Raw genomic sequence first — 21,078 nt, forward strand, 5'->3', positions numbered from 1 at the left:
TATGGAAAAGATATTGTATGTATGCACCGCACCAGGATTAGAATCTTACAGCATTGGGTTAATCTCAGCAGCCTTTAGCAGTAAAGTGATTGATCTGTATGTTTGCGTCTTCCTTAACGCATCAGATCAGCGTACAAAAGCACAGCTGATCTTAGATTACAGTATTCAAAGTGCAACAGCACATAAGATCCTGTTTCTACAGCTGCCTGCAAATAAGGTCAAAAGGATTTTATCTTCCGGCAGCTATCTAAATCAGGTAGCGGCATTTGCAACAAGAAATGGAATTAGAAAAATTCATTTTATCAGTCAGGATGTGATACTATGGGGGTATCTCCATAAATTTAAGAACTTCAGCTTATACTACACTGTTCATGACCTTCATCCGCATGAAGTGAAATTAAGCAAGCTGCAAAAGTTAAAGCACTGGTATTTCAGGATAAGAAAGGATCGAAATCTAATGAAGACCATTAGTCGCCTGGTCACCAATAGCACACACCAATGGGAAGCATTAAAAGAACGATATCCAAATAAAAAAGTTTACCTGCACGCAATGCCCGGACTTATTACCCCGGCAATCCGCGCCGGAACAAAAACGATAAAAGAACTGGATTCGGTCAGTCAATATATCTTATTCTTCGGGAAAATTGAATGGTATAAGGGATTGGATCTTTTATATCAGGCCTTTGTCAGCATTCCCGAATTGAAAAATATAAAACTGGTAATAGCCGGCAAGGGGGATATTTATTTTAACAGAGAACCACTCCATGAAGACCATATTATTTTTATCAATAGATATATCGCAGACCATGAAATGAATGACCTGTTTGGTAAAGCTGCGGCGTTTGTAATGCCTTACCGGTCAGCCACACAATCCGCGGTAACTTCATTGGCGTACCATTACGGTCTGCCAGTAATAGCCTCAGGGATAAGTGCACTTAAAGAAACCGTTAAACCTGACAAAACCGGGTTCTTATTTCCAATGGGAGATGTAAAAGCAATGGCCTCACAGATTTTAAAGATCTATACAGAACAGGAACTATATCAGAAAATCGCAACAACGGTTAAGGAAGGGCACTCTTTTTATGATCCGAAAATTCTGCAGCAGCAGTTAGAAGAAATTTATACAGATAAATGATCATACTAACCTTCATATTTCTGTTCTTAACAGTCATTTCCATACTGGATGTGGTTAAATGCCCTGTAAATCTAAGGGTTCTCCTGTTAATTTTTTCAGGATTAATCCTGGTACTGACGGCCGGCTTACGTTATGGCGACAGGGATTACCTGAATTATATCGAGATCTATGATCTGGTAGCTAAACTATTTGTTGACTTTGATGCGGCACTTGTTCATGGTGAACCGGGATACCTGATGCTCAACCGGATTTTTAAGACGATGGGTATAGGCGTTACCGGTGTATTTCTTTTTATGGCATTTTGCAGTGTTGGCCTTAGCCTTAACTTCTTTAGAAAATATACCCCCTACTTTTTAATCGCATTGCTGATCTATTTTTCTCATGTATTCCTGCTTCGCGACATGGTGCAGATCAGGGCAGGATTGGCCGCTTCAATTTCCTTATACGCATTGACATATGTTGAAAAGCGACGTTTCTGGCCATTTATCATCATCATTTTGCTGGCAGCATCCTTCCATGGGGCAGTACTGGTCATGATACTCGTTTATGTAGCCTATCCATATAGCATCAGACATCCTTTAGTGATTAAAATTCTGGTGATTACAGGATTTCTAGCCGGTTTGATATTGAAGGCCAGTTTACTGGAATACCTGATCACCAATGTTTTTAACGTTCCTGCATTGGTGCTGTACCTGGCAGAACCGGAGTACTTTGCGTCCCTGGGTCTGCTCAATATCGTATTGCTAAAAAATGTCATCCTCATCCTCTTTCTGATCTACTATAAAGACGTCATTGCAGAACACGTCCCGCATTTTCAGGTATACTTATTAAGTCTTGCTATAGGTATATTCTGGTTGAGCACGTTTAATAATTTTGCAATCCTGGCGGCAAGGGTAGCTACCTATCTTTCAAATGTGGAACATATTTTGCTCCCTGCATTGTTTTTTACAAAGATCAATAAATTCCTGCTCTGGGGAATTGTAGTGTTGTACTGCATCGTTATGTTTGCAAGCAAGTTCAGTACATTCGCAGATCTAAGCTATATATTTTTAAAATGAACATTGCATTCATACTACCATCATTATTAAACCATGGACCCATTTTGGTGGCTAAGGATCTTATAGAAGAACTCCTTAAAAATGGCCATTCCTGTAAGGTTTATTATTTTGATAAGGAGACGGAGTTACATTTCCCATGCCCGGTTGAAAGGATTTCTTTCTTTAAAAAGATCAGCTTTAATCATTATGATATCATCCATTCCCACCTGTTCAGGCCAGATGTATACTGTGCATTTCATAGGTCTGCAATAGGCCCGGGTACAAGATTGATTACGACCGTCCATACCGACATCTTCCGGGATCTGAGATCCGCATATGGTTTCTTAAAGGGAGTTGTAGCACCCTATATTTGGAAGAGGGCCTGGAAAAAGATGGATACCATAGTCGTTTTGAGCCAGGTAGCAAAAGATAACTATAATAAAATAGGATTGACAGACAAGCTGGCAATCATTAACAATGGCCGTAATGTGCCGGAAAGCTATGAAGCAGTTCCGCAAAGCGATTTGGATACGATCCTTAAATTCAGGTCCGGCTATACCTTATTGGGCACGGTATCCATAGTTGACAAAAGAAAAGGTCTTGAGCAGGTGCTCCTGGTATTAAGGGATAATCCAGCATATGCATTCCTCGTTGTTGGGGATGGAATAGAACGCCAAAACCTCGAAAAATTAGCAGAAGATTATGGCGTAGCCAACCGCCTCCTCATGCTGGGGCGAAGGCCACAGGGGTTCAGGTACATTCCGCTATTTGATCTTTTCCTGATCCCATCCCGTTCAGAAGGAATGCCCCTGGCTTTATTGGAAGCAGCAGCATTAAAAACGGCTGCTGTCTGCAGTGACATCCCGGTCTTTAAGGAGATCTTCAGGGATACCGAGGTTTCTTTTTTTCATTTGGACAGCACCGCTTCCCTGCAGGCAGCCTGTACCTATGGGTTAGCAAATAAAGCTGCCCTGGAACAAAATGCATATGCACGTTATCTTAAAGAATATAATGTAGCTGGAATGGCAGCACATTACATTCAGCTTTATCAATCCACAAACTAATCGTATGGACGTGTTAAGTATATCCATTGTATTATATGAAAACGATAGGGAGGTAGAGAAAACCATCCGGTCTGTATTAAATGCAAAGATTAACCTTCGGCTCTATCTGATTGATAACTCAAAAACAGATGTATTGAAATACCTCGCGGCAGATGAACGCATCCAATATACCTTTAACAACGCAAATATTGGGTACGGTGCAGCACACAATATAGCCATTAAAAAAAGTTTATCCGAAGAAATCCCTTACCATTTGGTGATGAATCCGGATATTAACTTTCAGGAAGGTACGCTTGAAAAGATCTATGCATTCATGGAAGAAAATAAAAGTATCGGGAGCCTGATGCCAAAGGTGTATTATGAAGATGGCAGTATTCAGCGTCTTTGTAAATTGCTGCCAACACCGCTAAACCTGATTGGCCGGCGCTTCATCGGAAATTCAGCATTGGCAAAAAGGAAAAATGAAGAATATGAACTGCATAACTTTAGCTATACACAAATCCTGGATACCCCAAGCCTGTCAGGCTGTTTCATGTTCATTCGAACAGAAGTATTAAAAAAATCAGGGATCTTCGATCCGCGTTATTTTATGTACCTGGAAGATTACGACCTTACCCGGCGCATCCACAAAGTATCCAGAACCGTATTTTATCCGGGGGTATCCATTATCCACGGACATGCACAGGAATCCTATAAGAACGGAACCCTGCTAAAGATTCACATCCGGTCGGCCATTAAATATTTTAATAAATGGGGCTGGTTAATTGATTCAGAAAGAACTGCATTTAATAAAAAGGTGCTGGAAAAAATTAAAAGGAAATAAATGTCTTAAATTTTAAACAGTTAACTACCCTGTTTTTACCGCTTTAAATCAAAATAACATTTTAAATTAGTTGTTAATGGGTATTTAAACATAATCCGGTGAACTATGAATAACATGCAGTTAAAAATTTGTAGTTTTGGCTTTATTCTTGCTTTAACACGGAAATATGATTAAATAATTCTACATGCCCTTTATATTTATCTTTCTTATCAGCCTGTTGGTGGTGTTGTTCGCTATTCCGTCCATTATAACGGTATCATTCCGCAAGCGGTTATTTGACGATCCTTCAGAGAGCAGAAAAGTTCATAAAAGAATTGTTCCCAATTTTGGAGGCATTGCCATATTTACCGGTTTTCTGTTCTCCTGCTCTCTTTTTATTCCTGCACATTTACTTCCTGAAGCAAATATCTTAATGGCTGGTGGCCTTATCCTGTTTATGATTGGTTTAAAGGACGATCTGATCGGCGTAAATCCCGGGATGAAGTTTGCTGCACAGTTTTTATCCGCATTGATCATTGCTATGGTTGCCAACATCAGGATCTCAGATCTTCATGGTATTCTTGGAATCTACGATATGCCTTATTACGCAAGTATTTCGCTAACGGCTATATTTATTGTTGGAGTAGTAAACGCTTTTAATCTTATTGATGGTATAGATGGCCTTGCAGGTTCTCTGGGGATCATTTTTAGCTTATTTTATGCGGTATTGTTCTACAATGCAGGCGAACTGGGCTGGTCTTACTTATCCATTGCATTAACAGGTGCATTAATAGGGTTTCTGTTCTTTAACTTTACACCCGCAAAGATCTTTATGGGTGATTCAGGCTCACTTTTATTGGGCTTTGTAGCAGCAGTATTGAGTATTAAATTTATAGAAGTAAGTTCATTACACGATGTTAAGGTAAGTGCCATACATATCCCTAATGGAATTGCACTGATATTTTCTGTGCTCATCATTCCAATATTTGATACGCTAAGGGTATTTACATTAAGGATCATCAGAAAGACCTCACCATTTAAGGCAGATAGCAATCACCTGCACCATCGGTTGCTGTTTTTAGGCATGAGTCATATCCAGGCCACATTGGTATTGTCAGTAGTAAACGTGATGTTCATTATCATGGCCTTATCGCTCCAGGATATGGATGGAACACAGCTGATCAGTTTAATGGCATTGACGGTGTTAACCATGAATGGTTTATTATCCCTTCATATTGATAGGTATAAGAAATCGTTGCTATCCAGAGAAACCATACCAACATTACCTGTACTTAATAAAGAACATATAGAGCCTGCATTCAATAAAGAACGTTTTGCGCAGGAAGTGCTCAATAAGATCACAGAAAATTAATAGGAACACACCAAATGGTTTTACTGCTTAAAGGCAAACCCGCTCTATATCTTAAACTTCTCGTTTTACTGGTAATTATCAGCACCAGTCAGGGGTATACCCAGTCTCAGCTTTTTCCCTTAGGAAAAGATCTGCAGCTAAAACTTGGAAGAAGCATCTATTTCGATAGTTTAAGAAGAAATCATGCCTCATTACAAAGTTATTTTACATCAGAAATAGGATCTGACAGTTTAAGTCAGGACAGTTTACTCAAATCTTTGTATCCGGAACGAAAAGCCTGGCAGCGTAAGAACTGGATCTTCAGAAAATTGTTTACAGAGCACCTGATTGAAGTGGTAAATCCGGATTATACCTTTAATCTTGATTTTATACCAGACTTTCAGATCGGTAAACAAGGAGACAACAACCTCTGGTTAAATACACGGGGAATAGAGCTAAGCGGAACCATAGGAAAGCAGTTTGCATTTACCAGCTATTTTTATGAAAATCAGGGTCAATTTGCAGATTATTATACAGCATATAGTTTTACCAATCGCGTAGTACCCGGACAGGGCAGGGTTAGGGCGTATGGAGATACAGGATTAGATTATAATTATTCCGGAGGATCAATCTCCTATACGCCATCAAAGTATGTGAACTTCCAGCTTGGATACGATAAGAATTTTATTGGAGATGGGTACCGCTCATTGCTGTTGTCAGACAATGCATTTAACTACCCTTTTGTAAAAGTAACCGCAACACTTGGCCAGGTACGTTTTATGGCAATGTATGCCCAGTTTATGGACATCTACGAAGACCGTGGTCATGAAGAGCTGGGTCTGGATTCACCCTACCCAAAAAAGTATGGAATTTTCCATTACCTCAGCTGGAACGCAACCAGGCGGTTAAGTCTTGGTTTTTATGAGAATGTAATGTGGTACCGCAGGGTATTTGAATTTGGTTACATCCCGCCCCTGGTATTTTCCCGTCCAACAGAATTTGCAAACGGATCACCAGACAAGGTGGTGATGGGATTAAACGGAAGCTATAAGATTGCCGATAGGTATGTTGCTTACGGGCAGTTTATCCTGAATGAGTTTAGCGTGTCAGATCTGTTTGCAGGTAATGGCAGCTGGAAAAATAAATATGGAATGCAGGGAGGTATAAAGGGTTTTGATATTTTTAAGGTAAGCGGTTTAAATGCACAGCTGGAAATGAACCGGGTAAGGCCGTATACGTATTCAGCGCTGGAACACTTTAAAAATTATGGGCATTATAACCAGCCATTGGCACATCCCTATGGGGCTAACTTTAAGGAATACCTGGCAATCGCCGGTTACCGTTACCATAATTTCGACCTCCGGGTCCAGCTTACAGCTGCAACCTATGGCTTAGATGTTAACGGGTTAAATTATGGAAAAAATATTTATCTTCCATATGACACCAGGGTATCCGATGAAGGCAATTTCATTGGTCAGGGCTTAAAAACCAACCTGTTGTTTGCAGATGTAAAGCTGGCCTACATCTTAAATCCTAAAAACAACCTCCGTATTGAGCTGGGTTATGCCCATCGCAATGAAAAGAACAGCTTGAAAAATGATACCCAGCAAATCGTTAACATCGGTTTAAAGGCCTCATTCAGGAACCTGTATTCAGATTTTTAAGTACGGCCAACTATATTTTATTTAACTTAGCGCAGTATAAGTGTTGAAAAAAATACCCCTGATATGAAAATAAAGGTACTTTGCCTGTTCTTCCTCTTAATCTGTTTAAAAAGCGTTGTATCTGCGCAAACAATGCCAGTAGGCATGCTTGGCGGTCTGGAAGATGTGTACCGTAAGGACCAGCTTCTGGGGCTCGATTCCTTGAAGAGCTCTTTTATGATCCGCCCATTATACATTCATGATGGTAATCCCTATTCTTTAAGAAAGCTGTTGTTTAGCTCCGATAAACTAAAGGCGAAAATATACCTGCTGCCGATCGCACTGCAGATGCAGCAAACCAATCTGCCATCCAGCATGAACGATGGAGCAATGATCGCATCAAGAGGTTTTCAAAGCCTTGTAAGTGCTGGTTTCTTTGCAAGCATAGGTCCCTTATCCGTTCAGGTAAGGCCAGAATATGTATATGCAGAAAATAAAGACTATAGAACATTACTGGAAACCAATAATGCCCCGGATTTTACCAGCTCATACCGCGAATTCAGAAGAAGTATAGACCTTCCGGAGCGTTTTGGAGAAGGATCTTATAAAAAGTTTAACCTGGGTCAAAGCAGTGTACGCTTAAATGCAGCAGGCTTCTCCATAGGTCTGTCCAATGAAAATCTGTGGTGGGGACCGGGAATGCGTAATTCTTTAGTGATGAGCAATAACGCACCGGGCTTTTTACATTATACCTTCAATACCGTTAAACCATTACAAACCTATATCGGAAGTTTTGAAACACAGCTGATTCATGGAACCTTAAAATCATCAGGTGTAGAGATTCCCGCAAGTCTGGGCCTCGAACCCAAACCAGATATAGACCGCAACATCAGCGGCATCGCTTTAACCTATCAGCCCAAATGGGCCCCGGGATTGTATGTCGGGTTTGACCGTACTTCATCAGATTATAAAACAGATACCACACTGGCAAGACCTCCTGCAGGCAGGTATAATGCCAACCTGGATATTGGTACACACCGTGACAATTATACCTCTTATTATATCCGCTGGGTAATGCCAGAATCCAGGGCAGAGATCTATGTGCAATATGGGGTTAAGAAGTATACGTTTGAACTTCCAGGTAAAAATGCTGAAGATCCGGCCATTCCGGGATCAGATTTCTTAAGGGCATATGTTGCGGGATTTTCAAAATTGGTAGCACTTAACTGGGGCCAGGATCAATTTATCCGTGTTGGGCTAGAAATTACAGAAATGGGTAATAAAAATCCAAGAAGTCTATGGCCGGCACCAACCTGGTATAACAATTTCCAGATCACACAAGGTTATACCAATAAAGGACAGTTGCTCGGTGCAGTAGTCGGACCAGGCGGTAATATGCAGAGCATTGACGTAGCCTGGGTAAAAGGATTTAAACGGATTGGCCTGCAGATAGACCGTATGGTGCATAATAACGATATGTTCTATACCATGAACCCTTATACAGCAGATATGAGAAGGCATTGGGTCGATATTCTAATGGGGGCAAGGATAGACTGGGATTATAAGAACTTTGTGTTTAACAGTCAGTTTACTTACCAGCGTTCATTAAACTACCAGTGGACGTTTGAACGCCCTACACCTCAGTATACTGAGTTTTGGGATTGGGATAAACAGGACGTAGGAAACCTCGATGTTAAATTGGGTATCATGTACCGTTTTTAAGCAACCAGAAAATGACCATTAAAATATCAGCATATCTGGTTCCGCTTTGTTTATTCATGTTCTTTGCCCCTGCAAAGGCACAGACGGTTCCGGTTGGCTTATTGGACAATTCAGACGATTACTTTCGCCGGCAGCAGCTTTTAGGAAAGGATAGTTCGTCTTTTATGATCAGGCCCATAACGAATGCCGCAGGAACAGGTTTAAATAAAGAAGTCTGGAGCAATGCCAATAAAAAGATTGTCCTGTATGCACTACCCGTACTGCTGCAGCAGCAATACAATACCGATCATCCGTATGGAATGAACGATGGTGCCATGATTCAGGCAAGGGGATACCAGACCTTGTTCTCTGCAGGGATAGCAGCTAAAATTGGCCCGCTAACCATTCAGTTCAGACCAGAATATGTTTATGCAGAGAATAAAGATTTTAGGACCATACTGGAAGCACCCAATAGTTCAAATATTAAAGAGCTGAACAGAGCACTGATAAATACCATTGACCTTCCGGAACGTTTTGGAAACCAAAGCTATTCGAAATTAAATTTAGGACAAAGCAGCATTCGCTTAAATGCAGGCCCGGTCTCAGCTGGTCTTTCAAATGAAAATTTATGGTGGGGCCCGGGAACAAGAAACTCCCTGTTAATGACCAACAACGCCTCCGGTTTTAAGCACTTTACGCTGAATACAGCAAGACCGGTCAAAACACTTTTGGGATCTTTTGAAGCACAGTTAATAGGAGGTAAACTGGAGGCATCCGGTATTGATCCTGAATTTACAGGATACCGCCCTAAACCGGTCGGTTGGCGTTATATCTCCGGAATTGTGGCAACCTACCAGCCAAAATGGATCCCTGGACTTTTCCTTGGATTCGACCGGAGTTTTATTATATACAGGTTTCAGATGGGGAATGGCTTTGACGACTATTTTCCGGTTTTTTCAGGAATTACCAAAAATAGTTTCAACGTGGAAGGTGGAGGTCCTGATGAAGAAGATACAAAGACACGTGATCAGAGAATTTCCCTTTTTGCAAGGTATGTGCTGCCTGAGACCGGTGCTGAGGTTTATTTTCAATATGGAAGGGAAGACCATTCTAAAAACTTAAGAGATGTAATTACGGAACCTGAACATACCAGGGCATACATCGCCGGATTCAGAAAATTGATTAAATTAGTCAGGGAGGATGAGTATATACAAGTAGGGTTTGAGTTGACCAAAATGGAGAGTGCATCTAATCAACCCCTTAGAAGGCAAGGTTATTGGTACCGTCACAGCCAGGTGAGGGATGGATATACACAGCAAGGTCAGGTTCTTGGTGCAGGTATTGGTCCTGGAAGCAATTTGCAAACACTGGAGATTAACTGGGTAAAAGGCTGGAATAGGATTGGAATACGCGCAGAACATTATGAAAATAATTACTCGTTATATGATGCCGATCTGGCCAGTACGAAAGCGCAAAGAAATCCCTGGTCTGATTTCGGGCTTACTGCAAATTACGATAAAGCATATGAAAAGTTCTTATTTAATGCGCAACTCACCTATATCAAATCTAATAATTACCAATGGGTTCTGCCTGAAAACGGTAATGAAAACGCTAATAATCTGCAATTAAGAGTGGGAATCTTATACCGCTGGTAATAAATTATAGTATATTTGCTACATTAAAAAAATTGCATCTTCTTTCCTATGAAAAATACTTATTATTGGTTAATTGTTATTCCGTTAATCATCAGTTCTTGTACATCTACTAAACAATTAAGATATTTTAATGATCTTCCTGATTCAGCTAGAATTGAGTTACCTCATATGGCTCAGGTGGAACGGAGTATTCAGGATGGAGATAGGCTGTCAATTACGATAGGGGCCGAAGATCCGGAAGCTGCTGCATTATTTAATAATTATGGCGGTGTTTCCGCGTCAGGTGGAGGCGCATCAGGAGCCAGAGGTGGAGAATCAGAAATAGTGGGTTATCTGGTTGCAGCCGATGGCACCATTGAATTGCCTTATATTGGTAAAACACCCGCTTCAGGACTAACAGCAACCCAGTTTAAAGATAGCCTTACTGCGCGCCTTTCAAAATATTTAAAAGGCGTTATGGTAAGTGTAAGGTTTTTTCAAATTAAATTTACAGTTCTCGGAGAAGTTAGAAGCCCGGGCACCTATACGTTGCCTTTGCAAAGAACAACTTTTTTAGATGCTTTAGGGGCAGCAGGTGATCTGCCGATTACTGCCAAAAGATTCGATATCCAGATTTACAGGGATTACAACGGAAAGCGTACTATCTTTAAAGTAGATTTACGAAAAAAGGATATCCTTTACGATTCAGAATTGTTTCAGGTCAGACATAATGATGTCATCTATGTACAACCTAGAGATAGCCGCCGATTTAGCGAGGAAACACGATTTTATGCTTCCTTCGTCACTCTGGCAGTTGGTTTAATAGCCATTTTTACCAGGTTTTAATTTAATATATTTTTAATGGAAGATCTTCTTGAGGATGAGATACAGCAGTCGGATGGCATCTCGTTTGACATAAAACACTACGCATCCAAGCTATTATTAAACTACCTTTGGATCTTATTCTCCTTAGCGCTGTTTATCTCAGGAGCATTTGTGTATTTAAGATATACCACACCTAAATATCAGGTTTCAGGATATATATTAGTTGGTGGGGCAGTACTTGAAAGTGGTGCAGATAATATTCTAAGCAATGCAGGAATTTTAGATGGTTCTAATAACAAATCATCAGCAATAAATAATGAAATCTTTATTTTAAAATCCCATAAAATTAATGGAGATGTAGTCGACTCTTTACATCTTGATATTTTAGTTACCAGTTTGGGACGATTTACAAAACAGCCTGTCCTTAAGGATTCTTTGCCTTTCTCCATCCAGGTTCATAAAAGTTCACCAAATAAAGGAAGTGCATTATACAAGCTAAAATTAAGTGCCGGTCATTTTGTTCTTGAAGATAAAAATAAACAATACAGAGGGAATTATGGTCAATCCATAATTGTTCATTCGGATACGATACTGCTTAAGGTAAAACCAGGTGAAATAATTAAAGATAAGGTTTATACCTTGCAATTTATAAAGAGAACAAGTGCAATTAAAAAATACATAGCCAGGTTAACGATCGAACCGGCGAAGAATGGTGGTACAGGCTTATTGAGACTTTCTGTAATCGATGAGTTGCCAGCACAGGCCGAGCAATATATTAAAGTTTTAATATCAGCCTATAATGCCTCTTATCTGGTTTATAAGAACCAGGCCATCAACAGAGCAATTAAGTTTTTAGGTCAAAGACTTGAAACGGTAAGTTCAGAGTTAGATCAGCAGGAAAATCAGGTAAGGGATTTTAAAATTAAAAATCAGCTGTATGATATTTCAGCCACAGCAAATGAGCTATTGAGCAATTTACAAACGTTAGATGCTCAGAAAAGTCAGAATGATTACCAGAAAGAACTACTAGACCTCGTACAATCAAGTATTAGCAGATCGTCTGGTAAAGAAGAAATCGTAGCATCAGCCAATAGCCTTCAGGATCCTATTTTGAACGCTCAGGTAATGCAATATAATGAATTGGTATTCCGTAAGCAATCCATATCAAACTTAGGTACCGAAGCCGATCCCAGACTAACTGGCGTAAATGATCAGTTAAAGGAGATTAGAAATAGTATTCTAAAGAATATCGGTAATATCAGGAAGCAATTTGCAGCTGGTAATAAATATGTGTCTGTACAAGAAAATAAGTTCTCTGGCCGGTTCCAGCTCCTTCCGGAAAAGGAAAAGCAATTTGTAGAATTAAATCGCAAATTGTCCATAAAAGAAACTCAATATACATTCTTACTTCAAAAAAAGGAAGAGACTGAAATTCAGCTGGTGTCATCAGATGGTGATATATCAAGAATAGCAGATGATGTTCTAAATGGAGGAATTGTATCCCCTGTTCGATCACGTATCTTAGCTGAGGCATTTGGCGTTGGATTAGCAATTCCATGCTTAATCATTCTTGGAATGGTCTTGCTAAATCAAAAAATAGAAACAAAAAAGGAAATAGAACGTGGAACGTCTGTTCCGATTCTTGGAGAACTTAGTCTAAGCCCATCTATGAATCCGATTGTAATCTCTGCAAATAACAGATCTGCCATTGCAGAACAGCTACGCGCAATCCGGACTAACCTATCCTTCATCGGCGCTAATGAGGCTCAAAAAGTATATGTCGTTACCTCGTCTATGAGTGGAGAAGGTAAGAGCTTTGTAAGTCTGAATTTGGGAAATAGTATGGCCATAGGGAATAAAAAAGTGGCTATTCTCGAATTGGATTTACGTAAACCCATGCTTTCTAAAAAATTGGGTGTTCAGAATACATTGGGGATTTCTAATTTCATTATTAGCCCGGATATGAATCCCGGGGAAATCATTCAGCCTTTAATAGATTACCCAAATCTATTTCTGTTAAGTTCGGGTCCCATTCCTCCAAATCCAGGTGAGCTGATCATTCATCCAAGAATGGCTGAATTGGTGAACTACCTTCGTGAGAATTTTGATTATGTGATTCTGGATTCACCTCCGGTTGGACTAGTTGCAGATTCATTAAGCTTAGCGAAGTTATCAGATATCTCATTATTTGTAATCAGGCCAAACTATTCACTTCGCTCGTCACTGAGACTGGTAAACGATCTGTATAAGGGTGAAAAACTACCTAAATTGTCATTAGTAATCAATGGTATTGAGGCCGAGAAAGGTTATGGTCAATATGGTGGTTATGGCTACGGTTATGGCTATGGCTATGGTCACGGTTATTACGATGATGAAGATGATAATGATACTCAGAAAGAAAATAAGATACAGTCTATTATAAAAAGAATATTTAAAAAATCATAATTAATGGAAAATATTGAGCAATCAGTTTCTGCCTCACGGTTAGCAGTTATTGGTTTGGGCTACGTTGGCTTACCATTAGCCGCTGCATTTGCCAGGAAATACCCAGTTATAGGATTTGACGTAAATGTGTTGAGAATTGAAGAATTAAGAAAAGGGATAGATCGGACGTTAGAGATCAATACTGAAGAATTGTTATCCGTAACACTGGAAGAACCAAGCCGTATTGGTTTATATTGCACTGATGATCTTGAAAAATTGAAGGATTGTAATGTATATATCGTAACGGTTCCTACGCCTACAGATAAAAATAACCGACCGGATTTAACTCCTTTATACCGGGCAAGTGAAACCGTTGCTAAAGTCCTAAAGCCAGGTGACACCGTAATTTATGAATCTACCGTGTATCCTGGGGTAACTGAAGATGAATGTATTCCTGTTCTGGAAAAGATCAGCGGGTTAAAATATAATGTTGATTTTTATGCAGGATATTCTCCTGAAAGGATAAACCCGGGAGATAAAGAACATACCGTAACTAAAATACTTAAAGTAACTTCAGGATCAACACCAGAAGCTGCAGAATATGTAGATCAGTTATATCGATCAATAATCATTGCCGGAACACACAAGGCCAGCAGTATAAAAGTTGCCGAAGCAGCAAAGGTAATTGAAAACTCGCAAAGAGATATCAACATTGCTTTTGTAAATGAACTGAGTAAGATTTTTAACAGAATGGGTATAGATACCCATGAAGTTTTGGAAGCAGCCGGAACCAAATGGAACTTTTTGAAGTTCAAACCAGGCTTGGTAGGTGGTCATTGTATAGGCGTAGATCCTTACTACCTGGCACAAAAAGCACAGGAACTGGGGTATCATCCGGAGATCATTCTGGCTGGTCGTCGCTTAAATGATGACATGGGGGCTTATGTTGCACAGGAAGTGATTAAACTGATGATCAAGAAAGATATTGCAGTTAAAAATGCAAATATTTTAGTCTTGGGGTTCACATTTAAAGAGAACTGTCCCGATGTACGTAATACAAAAGTAATTGATATTGTCAATGAACTAAAAACGTACAATACAAATATAACAATATATGATCCCTGGGCTAAGCCAGCAGAAGTTTTGCACGAATACAAGTTGGAAACATCCAATGATTTCAATGAAATTAAAGGACAAAAATACGACGCAGTAATCCTCACCGTTAGTCATGATGAATTTAATGAAATAAATCTGTCAGATATTAAATGTGACAACTGTATAATTTATGATGTAAAAGGATTTTTAAATAAAGAATTAGTCGATGCCAGATTATAAAGCCATGTACGAGAAGATATATCATGAACAGGATTTAAGCGATAAATCCTTCCTGATCACAGGAGGTGCAGGATTCATTGGTTCTAACCTGGTTGAATATCTATTGAAATACAACGCAAAAAAAGTTCGGATACTTGATAATTTCTCAACAGGATCACATGCTAATATTGAAATCTTTAAAAGTAACCCTGCATTCGAATTAGTCGAGGGAGACATTAGAAAACTGGAAGACTGTCAAAAGGCAGTTAAAGACATAGATTATGTATCACATCAGGCCGCTCTGGGTTCAGTTCCCAGATCCATAAATGATCCGATTACCACAAACGACGTAAACATAGGTGGATTTCTAAATATGCTTGTTGCATCAAGAGATGAAGGAGTTAAGAATTTTGTTTATGCCGCAAGTTCAAGTACCTATGGAGATCATCCGGGCCTGCCAAAAGTGGAAGAACAAATTGGAAATCCGCTATCCCCCTATGCAGTAACAAAATACGTTAATGAATTATACGCACAAGTATTTTCAAAAACCTACGACTTCCATACAATTGGGTTAAGGTATTTTAATGTTTTTGGTCCCAGGCAAAATCCAAGAGGACCATATGCTGCCGTTATTCCATTATTCATAGAATCAGCCCTGAAAGGAAATAGCCCATACATAAATGGAGATGGTGAAACCAGCCGGGATTTTACATTTGTAGAGAATGCAGTTCAGGCCAATGTAAAATCCATGTTAATCGAAAACATGAGTACCCAGGAAGTGATCAATATCGCATTTGGGGAACGAACTACATTAAATCAATTGTGGGAAAGAATTACAGCACTTCGCGGAATTGACTTAAAACAGGAATATAGAGAAGAAAGGAAAGGTGATGTAAAGCACAGTTTGGCAGATATTTCTAAAGCCGGAAAATTGATCGGTTATCATCCTCATTTTTCAGTATTTGACGGATTAAAGATCTCGATCGATTGGTATGTCAACAATATAGATAAGTAAGTTGAAAGACTTTTAAAGTTCGTAACCTTGAAAAAATTTATAAGAAAACATTTTGGAAGCTTTGTATACTTCTATTCTTACCTGAGATATAAAATATTTATCTCAATTGGACTAAGCCTTGTAGTAGGAACGCTGGACGGATTTGGTCTGGCTATGTTCTTGCCTTTAATGCAAATGGTCGATGGAAATAAAGGCGATATTAACCCAGAACAAATGGGGAATATGGGCTTCTTAGTAAACGGAATAAAAGCGATAGGATTAAATCTGAATCTGACAACAGTTTTGCTGATTATGCTGGCGTTCTTTGTCCTCAAAGGCATTGCTCGCTTTATCGAAGGATATTACCGGTTAATTTTACAACTGTCTTTCATTAAGCAAATCAGATTCTCAAATGTTAATCTGCTCTCAGGATTTAAATACAGCACCTTCGTTACCAGTGATTCAGGAAGAATACAAAATACATTTAGTGGTGAAGTAGAACGGGTATTAAAAGCCTATCAATCCTATTTTGCAGCGTTTCAATATGGGGTACTGGTCTTCGTTTATATTTTTATGGCATTCACCGTGAACCCTCAGTTTTCCTTGCTGGTGCTGGTTGGAGGAGGGTTAGCTAACTTTGTATTTAAACGTTTCTATCGGTTTACTAAAGACAGTTCTAAAAAACTCACCAGGGAACTGCATGGTTTTCAGGGATTGCTAATGCAGATAATAGGGAACTTTAAATATCTGAAGTCGACAGGACTAATTTATAGTTTCGCCGAAAACTTAAAAAATTCAATCAATAAAACCCAGGAAATACAAAAGAAAATCGGACTCCTTACCAACTGGTTAACTATGATCCGTGAACCACTGGTGATGTTAGTAATCGTCTCCGTTATATTGGTTCAGGTTAATGTATTCCAGCAGCCATTGGGACTGATCGTATTGAGCTTGTTCTTTTTTTATCGTTCATTGAGCTTCCTGATGTCTGTTCAAACCTATTGGAATAACTTTTTAACCGTATCAGGCTCATTGGAAAATATGACTGAATTCATAGATGAACTATCAAAAAATCAGGTCGTATACGGGAAGTCACCATACCGCTCATTCACAGAAAAATTGGAGTTAAGGGAAATGAGCTTCGCCTATGGAAAAGAAAACACCCTGAAAAATATTTCTTTTGAGATCAAAAAAAATCAAACCGTGGCCTTGGTAGGTGAAAGTGGATCAGGTAAAACAACAACCATGAATATTTTGGTCGGTCTGCTGGAAATTGAAAAGAACATGTTCTTTATTGATGGAAAAGATATCAACGATTTTGATGTTCGCACTTTTCAAAGTAAAATTGGGTATATCACCCAGGATCCGGTAATATTTAACGATAACCTATATAACAATATTACGTTTTGGTCTGAACCTACAGCTGAGAATCTGGCAAAATTTGAAGAAGCGATGAAGAGAGCCTCTATCTATGATTTTGTGATGAACCTTCCCGACAAAGAAAAAGCGATGTTGGGTGACAATGGAGTGATGATCAGCGGAGGTCAGAAACAAAGGATCTCAATAGCGAGAGAGTTATTCAAAGATATCGAGATTTTAGTGATGGATGAGGCAACATCTGCATTGGATTCAGAAACTGAAAAGATAATTCAGGATAACCTTAATTCGTTATTTGGCAGTTTAACAATCATCATCTCTGCACATAGACTGTCCACCATTAAAAATGCAGATAAAATTATATTTCTGGAAAAAGGAGAAATCCTTGATGTTGGGACATTTGAGGAACTAAAAACTAAATCTGAAAGATTTAAAAGAATAGTAGATCTGCAAACGTATTAAAATGAATTTATTCTTTTTAAATAATTCTGTTTATCAAATTTACCTGGCAAGGGAACTGATGTTTCAATACCAAATTGAACCTGATGATTGTACCCTGGTATTGAGATTAACGGAAAATCATACCAGTACATTAAGAACCAGCCCCAGATCTAAACCGGAAATTCTAAAGATAGTAGATTGGAATAACATTTTTTTTTTAGGATCCCGAAAATCAAATTCGTTCTTTAAAAGAATCACAAATGCCCTCGATTATGAGAAGAAATGCTTAGAGATATTTCATAGTTATCCAAAAGTTGGAAAGGTTATCTTTGGGAATTATGGAAATGAATCGATGAGGAATTTAGCAAATAAACTGATTCGGTTAAATGTGGAAGTATTCTTTCTGGATGAAGGTATTGGTACCTTGCATTTATATCAAAGCAGGGAGAAAAACGCAACAGGAACATTGAAAAAGTCAATGTTTTATTCTTTAAAATACCTGTTTACCTCGCGTCTTAAAGACATGATCTTCAAATTAAAGACGGGGGATGTCCGTGGTCGTGTGCATTTCTTTACAGAATATAAATTAGACAGTACAGATAAAACTCAGATTATAACGAATGAATATAATTATTTTAAGAAGTTAATAGAAAATACGGTTAAAACGAATGAATCCTATTTTGTAGGTACTCCATATGTAAACAAGGGAAGAATCGCATTGAATACATATATTGATATCATTAAGTCATTTAAAAATTTAAACGCTTCCGCTAAAATTAAATATATTCCGCACCCAAGGGAGGATTCAGCGATCTTAAAAGATGAGTTAAGTGCATTGGACATTGAAATCTTAAATATAAGTACGCCAATAGAAATCTACTTGATGAACCTAAAACAAGTGCCCGCTCATATCGGTGGGTTTACTTCTACCAGCCTCCATACCATTTACTCTTTATTCAGTCATTCATGCAATTTTACTATTTTTAAATTGCCTGATGCCGTTATAAATAAGAATGAGCGGTTTATTTTTAACTATTTTAAAAATGAAAAAAAAGGTAGTAATTTTAATTTTATAGAATCAGTCTAATGTCTCAGCTAAGAAAACATTTAAAGTTCAGTTGGATTAATCGGTTTAGGGCATTAATCCAAAAAACAAGATTGGGACATCTTGGAAAACGGGTTTTTCTGGATAAATCAATTGAATTGTTAAGGTTTCCTAAGAATATCTTCATAAAAGATGATGTGGTGATCAAAGAAGGTGCTAAAATTTGCAGCTGTAATTCAACTGCGATTGTGAGGATCGGGGAAAGAACAACCGTAGGCTATAACACATTTATCTTTGCATCTGAGAAAATTGAGATTGGAAATGATTGCATGATCGCACCATTTGTATATATTGTAGATAGTAACCATCAAATTGCCAGGGAAATTAAGATTAACCAGCAGCCAAATGAAACAGCTCCCATAAGAATTGAAGACGATGTGTGGATTGCAAGTAATGTTACCATCCTTAAAGGAGTAACGATTGCAACCGGTGCAGTAATCGCAGCCAATTCAGTACTTAATCAATCTGTACCTGCTTACGAAATTTGGGGTGGGAGCCCTGCAAAAAAAATTGGAGAAAGAAAATGAAGTTAGGCGCAGTTATATTATCCAGGTATAATTCATCAAGGCTTCCAGGTAAAGCTTTAATGGAGATCGGCGAAAAAAAAGTCCTGGAATACATTATAGAACGTTTATTGCAGGTGCTAAGTCTGGATGAAATTGTAATTGCCACCTCAAATATCGATTCTGATAATCCCATTGCTGAATTTGCAGAACAAAAAGGCATAAGCTGTTTTAGAGGATCTTTAGATCATGTCGCAGAACGCTTTTATTTAGCTGGAAAATCAAAAAATTGGGATTACGCGGTTAGAATCAATGGAGATAATATTTTTGTTGATACCGGTATTTTAAAAGACATGATCCATATTGCCAACACAAATCAATATGATCTTGTATCAAATGTAAAAGGAAGAACCTTTCCTAAAGGTATGAGTGTGGAAATCGTCAGATTGGATTACTACGCATCAAAACTAAGCAAAATTACTCAATCCGATCTTTACCGGGAACATGTAACCCTTTATCTGTATGATAACGATTCCAGCACACATTTTTATTATATCAATGAAATACTGCCGGAAGCTTCCGGATTACAAATGGCACTGGATACGATGGAAGATTTGGAGCGTACAAAAAAAATCATGAGTTATTTTACGCAGGAACATTGGAATTATAATATGAAAGAAATTTATAAAATTTGGAGGCATATAGAAAATGAATCAAATATTTAAAGGAAAGCACGGTCCGTTACTTATCGCAGAGATCGGAGGAAATCATGAAGGAGATTTTGAGTATGCTAAAAAGCTTGCCCAGATGGCTATTGATACCGATGTTGATTATGTTAAATTTCAAATCTATACCGGTGACTCCCTGGTTTCAAAAGAAGAAAGCCCCGACCGAAATAAACACTTTAAGAAATTCGAATTATCTAAAGATCAGCATATCTATTTAGCAGAGATGGTGAAGGAGGCAGGAATCCTTTACACAAGCTCTGTGTGGGACATAGAAGCGATGGAATGGCTGGATCAATACATTTCGCTATATAAGATTGGAAGTGGCGATTTAACCGCTTATTCTGTGCTTAAAAAGACGGCGGAAAAAGGAAAGCCAATGATTGTTTCCACAGGTCTGTCAACGGAACAGGAAGTCCTGGATACAATTAGCTATATTCAATCCGTAAATGCTGAATACAAATCAAAAGAAATGCTTGCCATTTTACAGTGTACAAGTATGTATCCCATTCAGCAGGGAGATGCACACCTGAATGTAATGGGTAGGCTTAAAGACCTTTCTGGCCTTACTATTGGGTATTCTGATCATACCGAAGGATCTAAAGCACTTAAATACGCAGTGGCGATGGGAGCAGAAGTATTAGAGTTTCATTTTACCGATAGCCGGGAAGGTAAAGCCTTCCGGGATCATAAAGTATCATTGACACCTGCCGAAATCGCAGATCTGATTGAGGAGATCAAACTCATAAAAACGCTTCAGGGAAATCCAATAAAACAGCCGTTACCTATTGAACTGGATAATAACCATGAGGTATCTTTTAGAAGAGCAGTTTATCCGTCAAAGGATTTGAAATCAGGAGAAATTCTTACCGAAGATAATCTAACAGTTTTGAGGCCAAATCATGGTATTGATGCACGTGAATATGACAATGTTATAGGCAAAACAGTTAAACATGACCTAAAAATGCATCAAAAATTAAGCTGGGACGATTTTTTATAACGA

General features: G+C 38.6%; 17 protein-coding genes. All 17 read left to right on the forward strand.

The features are described 5' to 3' along the window. Position 1: 1 nt before the first annotated feature. The 17 genes from ATK78_RS10075 (at position 2) to ATK78_RS10155 (ending at position 21,075) form a co-directional block, all read left to right on the forward strand. On the forward strand, positions 2-1,135 hold the full coding sequence (locus ATK78_RS10075) for a glycosyltransferase family 4 protein (RefSeq protein ID WP_133575958.1): 1,134 nt from the start codon (positions 2-4) through the stop codon (positions 1,133-1,135). Further along, complete coding sequence (locus tag ATK78_RS10080) at positions 1,132-2,193, forward strand: EpsG family protein (RefSeq protein WP_133575959.1); 1,062 nt, start codon at positions 1,132-1,134, stop codon at positions 2,191-2,193. The genes ATK78_RS10075 and ATK78_RS10080 overlap by 4 nt, the downstream gene beginning before the upstream one ends. Beyond that, positions 2,190-3,236, forward strand: a complete 1,047-nt coding sequence (locus tag ATK78_RS10085) for a glycosyltransferase family 4 protein (RefSeq protein ID WP_133575960.1) — start codon at positions 2,190-2,192, stop codon at positions 3,234-3,236. Before ATK78_RS10080 ends, ATK78_RS10085 begins: the two co-directional genes overlap by 4 nt. A 4-nt stretch (positions 3,237-3,240) precedes the next feature. Beyond that, positions 3,241-4,059 carry a glycosyltransferase family 2 protein gene (locus ATK78_RS10090; protein ID WP_133575961.1) on the forward strand — a complete coding sequence of 273 codons (819 nt, stop codon included), beginning with the start codon at positions 3,241-3,243 and terminating at the stop codon, positions 4,057-4,059. 184 nt (positions 4,060-4,243) lie between these two features. Then, on the forward strand, positions 4,244-5,410 hold the full coding sequence (locus ATK78_RS10095; protein WP_133575962.1) for a glycosyltransferase family 4 protein: 1,167 nt from the start codon (positions 4,244-4,246) through the stop codon (positions 5,408-5,410). 14 nt (positions 5,411-5,424) lie between these two features. Then, positions 5,425-7,053: a hypothetical protein gene (locus ATK78_RS10100; RefSeq protein WP_133575963.1), complete on the forward strand. Its 1,629-nt coding sequence runs from the start codon at positions 5,425-5,427 to the stop codon at positions 7,051-7,053. A 63-nt stretch (positions 7,054-7,116) separates the two neighbouring features. Then, entirely contained in the window at positions 7,117-8,754 is a 1,638-nt protein-coding gene (locus ATK78_RS10105; protein WP_133575964.1) for a capsule assembly Wzi family protein, read from the forward strand. A gap of 11 nt (positions 8,755-8,765) precedes the next feature. After that, positions 8,766-10,388 (forward strand): capsule assembly Wzi family protein, encoded by a 1,623-nt coding sequence (locus tag ATK78_RS10110; RefSeq protein WP_133575965.1) that lies wholly within the window; start codon positions 8,766-8,768, stop codon positions 10,386-10,388. A gap of 48 nt (positions 10,389-10,436) precedes the next feature. After that, complete coding sequence (locus ATK78_RS10115; RefSeq protein WP_133575966.1) at positions 10,437-11,213, forward strand: polysaccharide biosynthesis/export family protein; 777 nt, start codon at positions 10,437-10,439, stop codon at positions 11,211-11,213. A gap of 15 nt (positions 11,214-11,228) precedes the next feature. Next, the gene (locus ATK78_RS10120; RefSeq protein ID WP_133575967.1) at positions 11,229-13,637 is read left to right on the forward strand and encodes a GumC family protein; all 2,409 of its coding nucleotides are present in this window, start codon (positions 11,229-11,231) and stop codon (positions 13,635-13,637) included. Between the two features lie 3 nt (positions 13,638-13,640). After that, the gene (locus ATK78_RS10125; RefSeq protein WP_133575968.1) at positions 13,641-14,951 is read left to right on the forward strand and encodes a nucleotide sugar dehydrogenase; all 1,311 of its coding nucleotides are present in this window, start codon (positions 13,641-13,643) and stop codon (positions 14,949-14,951) included. Continuing rightward, on the forward strand, positions 14,938-15,945 hold the full coding sequence (locus tag ATK78_RS10130; RefSeq protein WP_243732492.1) for an SDR family oxidoreductase: 1,008 nt from the start codon (positions 14,938-14,940) through the stop codon (positions 15,943-15,945). The genes ATK78_RS10125 and ATK78_RS10130 overlap by 14 nt, the downstream gene beginning before the upstream one ends. A gap of 27 nt (positions 15,946-15,972) precedes the next feature. Beyond that, on the forward strand, positions 15,973-17,763 hold the full coding sequence (locus ATK78_RS10135) for an ABC transporter ATP-binding protein (RefSeq protein ID WP_133575969.1): 1,791 nt from the start codon (positions 15,973-15,975) through the stop codon (positions 17,761-17,763). 1 nt (position 17,764) lies between these two features. Beyond that, positions 17,765-18,829 carry a hypothetical protein gene (locus ATK78_RS10140; RefSeq protein WP_133575970.1) on the forward strand — a complete coding sequence of 355 codons (1,065 nt, stop codon included), beginning with the start codon at positions 17,765-17,767 and terminating at the stop codon, positions 18,827-18,829. 71 nt (positions 18,830-18,900) lie between these two features. Next, a complete protein-coding gene (locus ATK78_RS10145; protein WP_208112337.1) occupies positions 18,901-19,374 on the forward strand; it encodes an acyltransferase in 474 nt (157 codons plus the stop codon). Next, a complete protein-coding gene (locus ATK78_RS10150; RefSeq protein ID WP_133575972.1) occupies positions 19,371-20,075 on the forward strand; it encodes a cytidylyltransferase domain-containing protein in 705 nt (234 codons plus the stop codon). The genes ATK78_RS10145 and ATK78_RS10150 overlap by 4 nt, the downstream gene beginning before the upstream one ends. Continuing rightward, positions 20,059-21,075, forward strand: a complete 1,017-nt coding sequence (locus ATK78_RS10155) for an N-acetylneuraminate synthase family protein (protein ID WP_133575973.1) — start codon at positions 20,059-20,061, stop codon at positions 21,073-21,075. Before ATK78_RS10150 ends, ATK78_RS10155 begins: the two co-directional genes overlap by 17 nt. The last annotated feature ends 3 nt before the right edge of the window (positions 21,076-21,078 follow it).

The organism is Pedobacter metabolipauper (genome assembly GCF_004362715.1).
GTDB classification, from domain to species: Bacteria; Bacteroidota; Bacteroidia; order Sphingobacteriales; family Sphingobacteriaceae; genus Pedobacter; species Pedobacter metabolipauper.

Coding starts and splice junctions, on each gene's coding strand:
- ATK78_RS10100 (WP_133575963.1), top strand. CDS start 5,425: ATGGTTTTACTGCTTAAAGGCAAACCCGCTCTATATCTTAAACTTCTC.
- ATK78_RS10085 (WP_133575960.1), top strand. CDS start 2,190: ATGAACATTGCATTCATACTACCATCATTATTAAACCATGGACCCATT.
- ATK78_RS10080 (WP_133575959.1), top strand. CDS start 1,132: ATGATCATACTAACCTTCATATTTCTGTTCTTAACAGTCATTTCCATA.
- ATK78_RS10155 (WP_133575973.1), top strand. CDS start 20,059: ATGAATCAAATATTTAAAGGAAAGCACGGTCCGTTACTTATCGCAGAG.
- ATK78_RS10095 (WP_133575962.1), top strand. CDS start 4,244: ATGCCCTTTATATTTATCTTTCTTATCAGCCTGTTGGTGGTGTTGTTC.
- ATK78_RS10140 (WP_133575970.1), top strand. CDS start 17,765: ATGAATTTATTCTTTTTAAATAATTCTGTTTATCAAATTTACCTGGCA.
- ATK78_RS10130 (WP_243732492.1), top strand. CDS start 14,938: ATGCCAGATTATAAAGCCATGTACGAGAAGATATATCATGAACAGGAT.
- ATK78_RS10125 (WP_133575968.1), top strand. CDS start 13,641: ATGGAAAATATTGAGCAATCAGTTTCTGCCTCACGGTTAGCAGTTATT.
- ATK78_RS10120 (WP_133575967.1), top strand. CDS start 11,229: ATGGAAGATCTTCTTGAGGATGAGATACAGCAGTCGGATGGCATCTCG.
- ATK78_RS10105 (WP_133575964.1), top strand. CDS start 7,117: ATGAAAATAAAGGTACTTTGCCTGTTCTTCCTCTTAATCTGTTTAAAA.
- ATK78_RS10110 (WP_133575965.1), top strand. CDS start 8,766: ATGACCATTAAAATATCAGCATATCTGGTTCCGCTTTGTTTATTCATG.
- ATK78_RS10150 (WP_133575972.1), top strand. CDS start 19,371: ATGAAGTTAGGCGCAGTTATATTATCCAGGTATAATTCATCAAGGCTT.
- ATK78_RS10115 (WP_133575966.1), top strand. CDS start 10,437: ATGAAAAATACTTATTATTGGTTAATTGTTATTCCGTTAATCATCAGT.
- ATK78_RS10075 (WP_133575958.1), top strand. CDS start 2: ATGGAAAAGATATTGTATGTATGCACCGCACCAGGATTAGAATCTTAC.
- ATK78_RS10090 (WP_133575961.1), top strand. CDS start 3,241: ATGGACGTGTTAAGTATATCCATTGTATTATATGAAAACGATAGGGAG.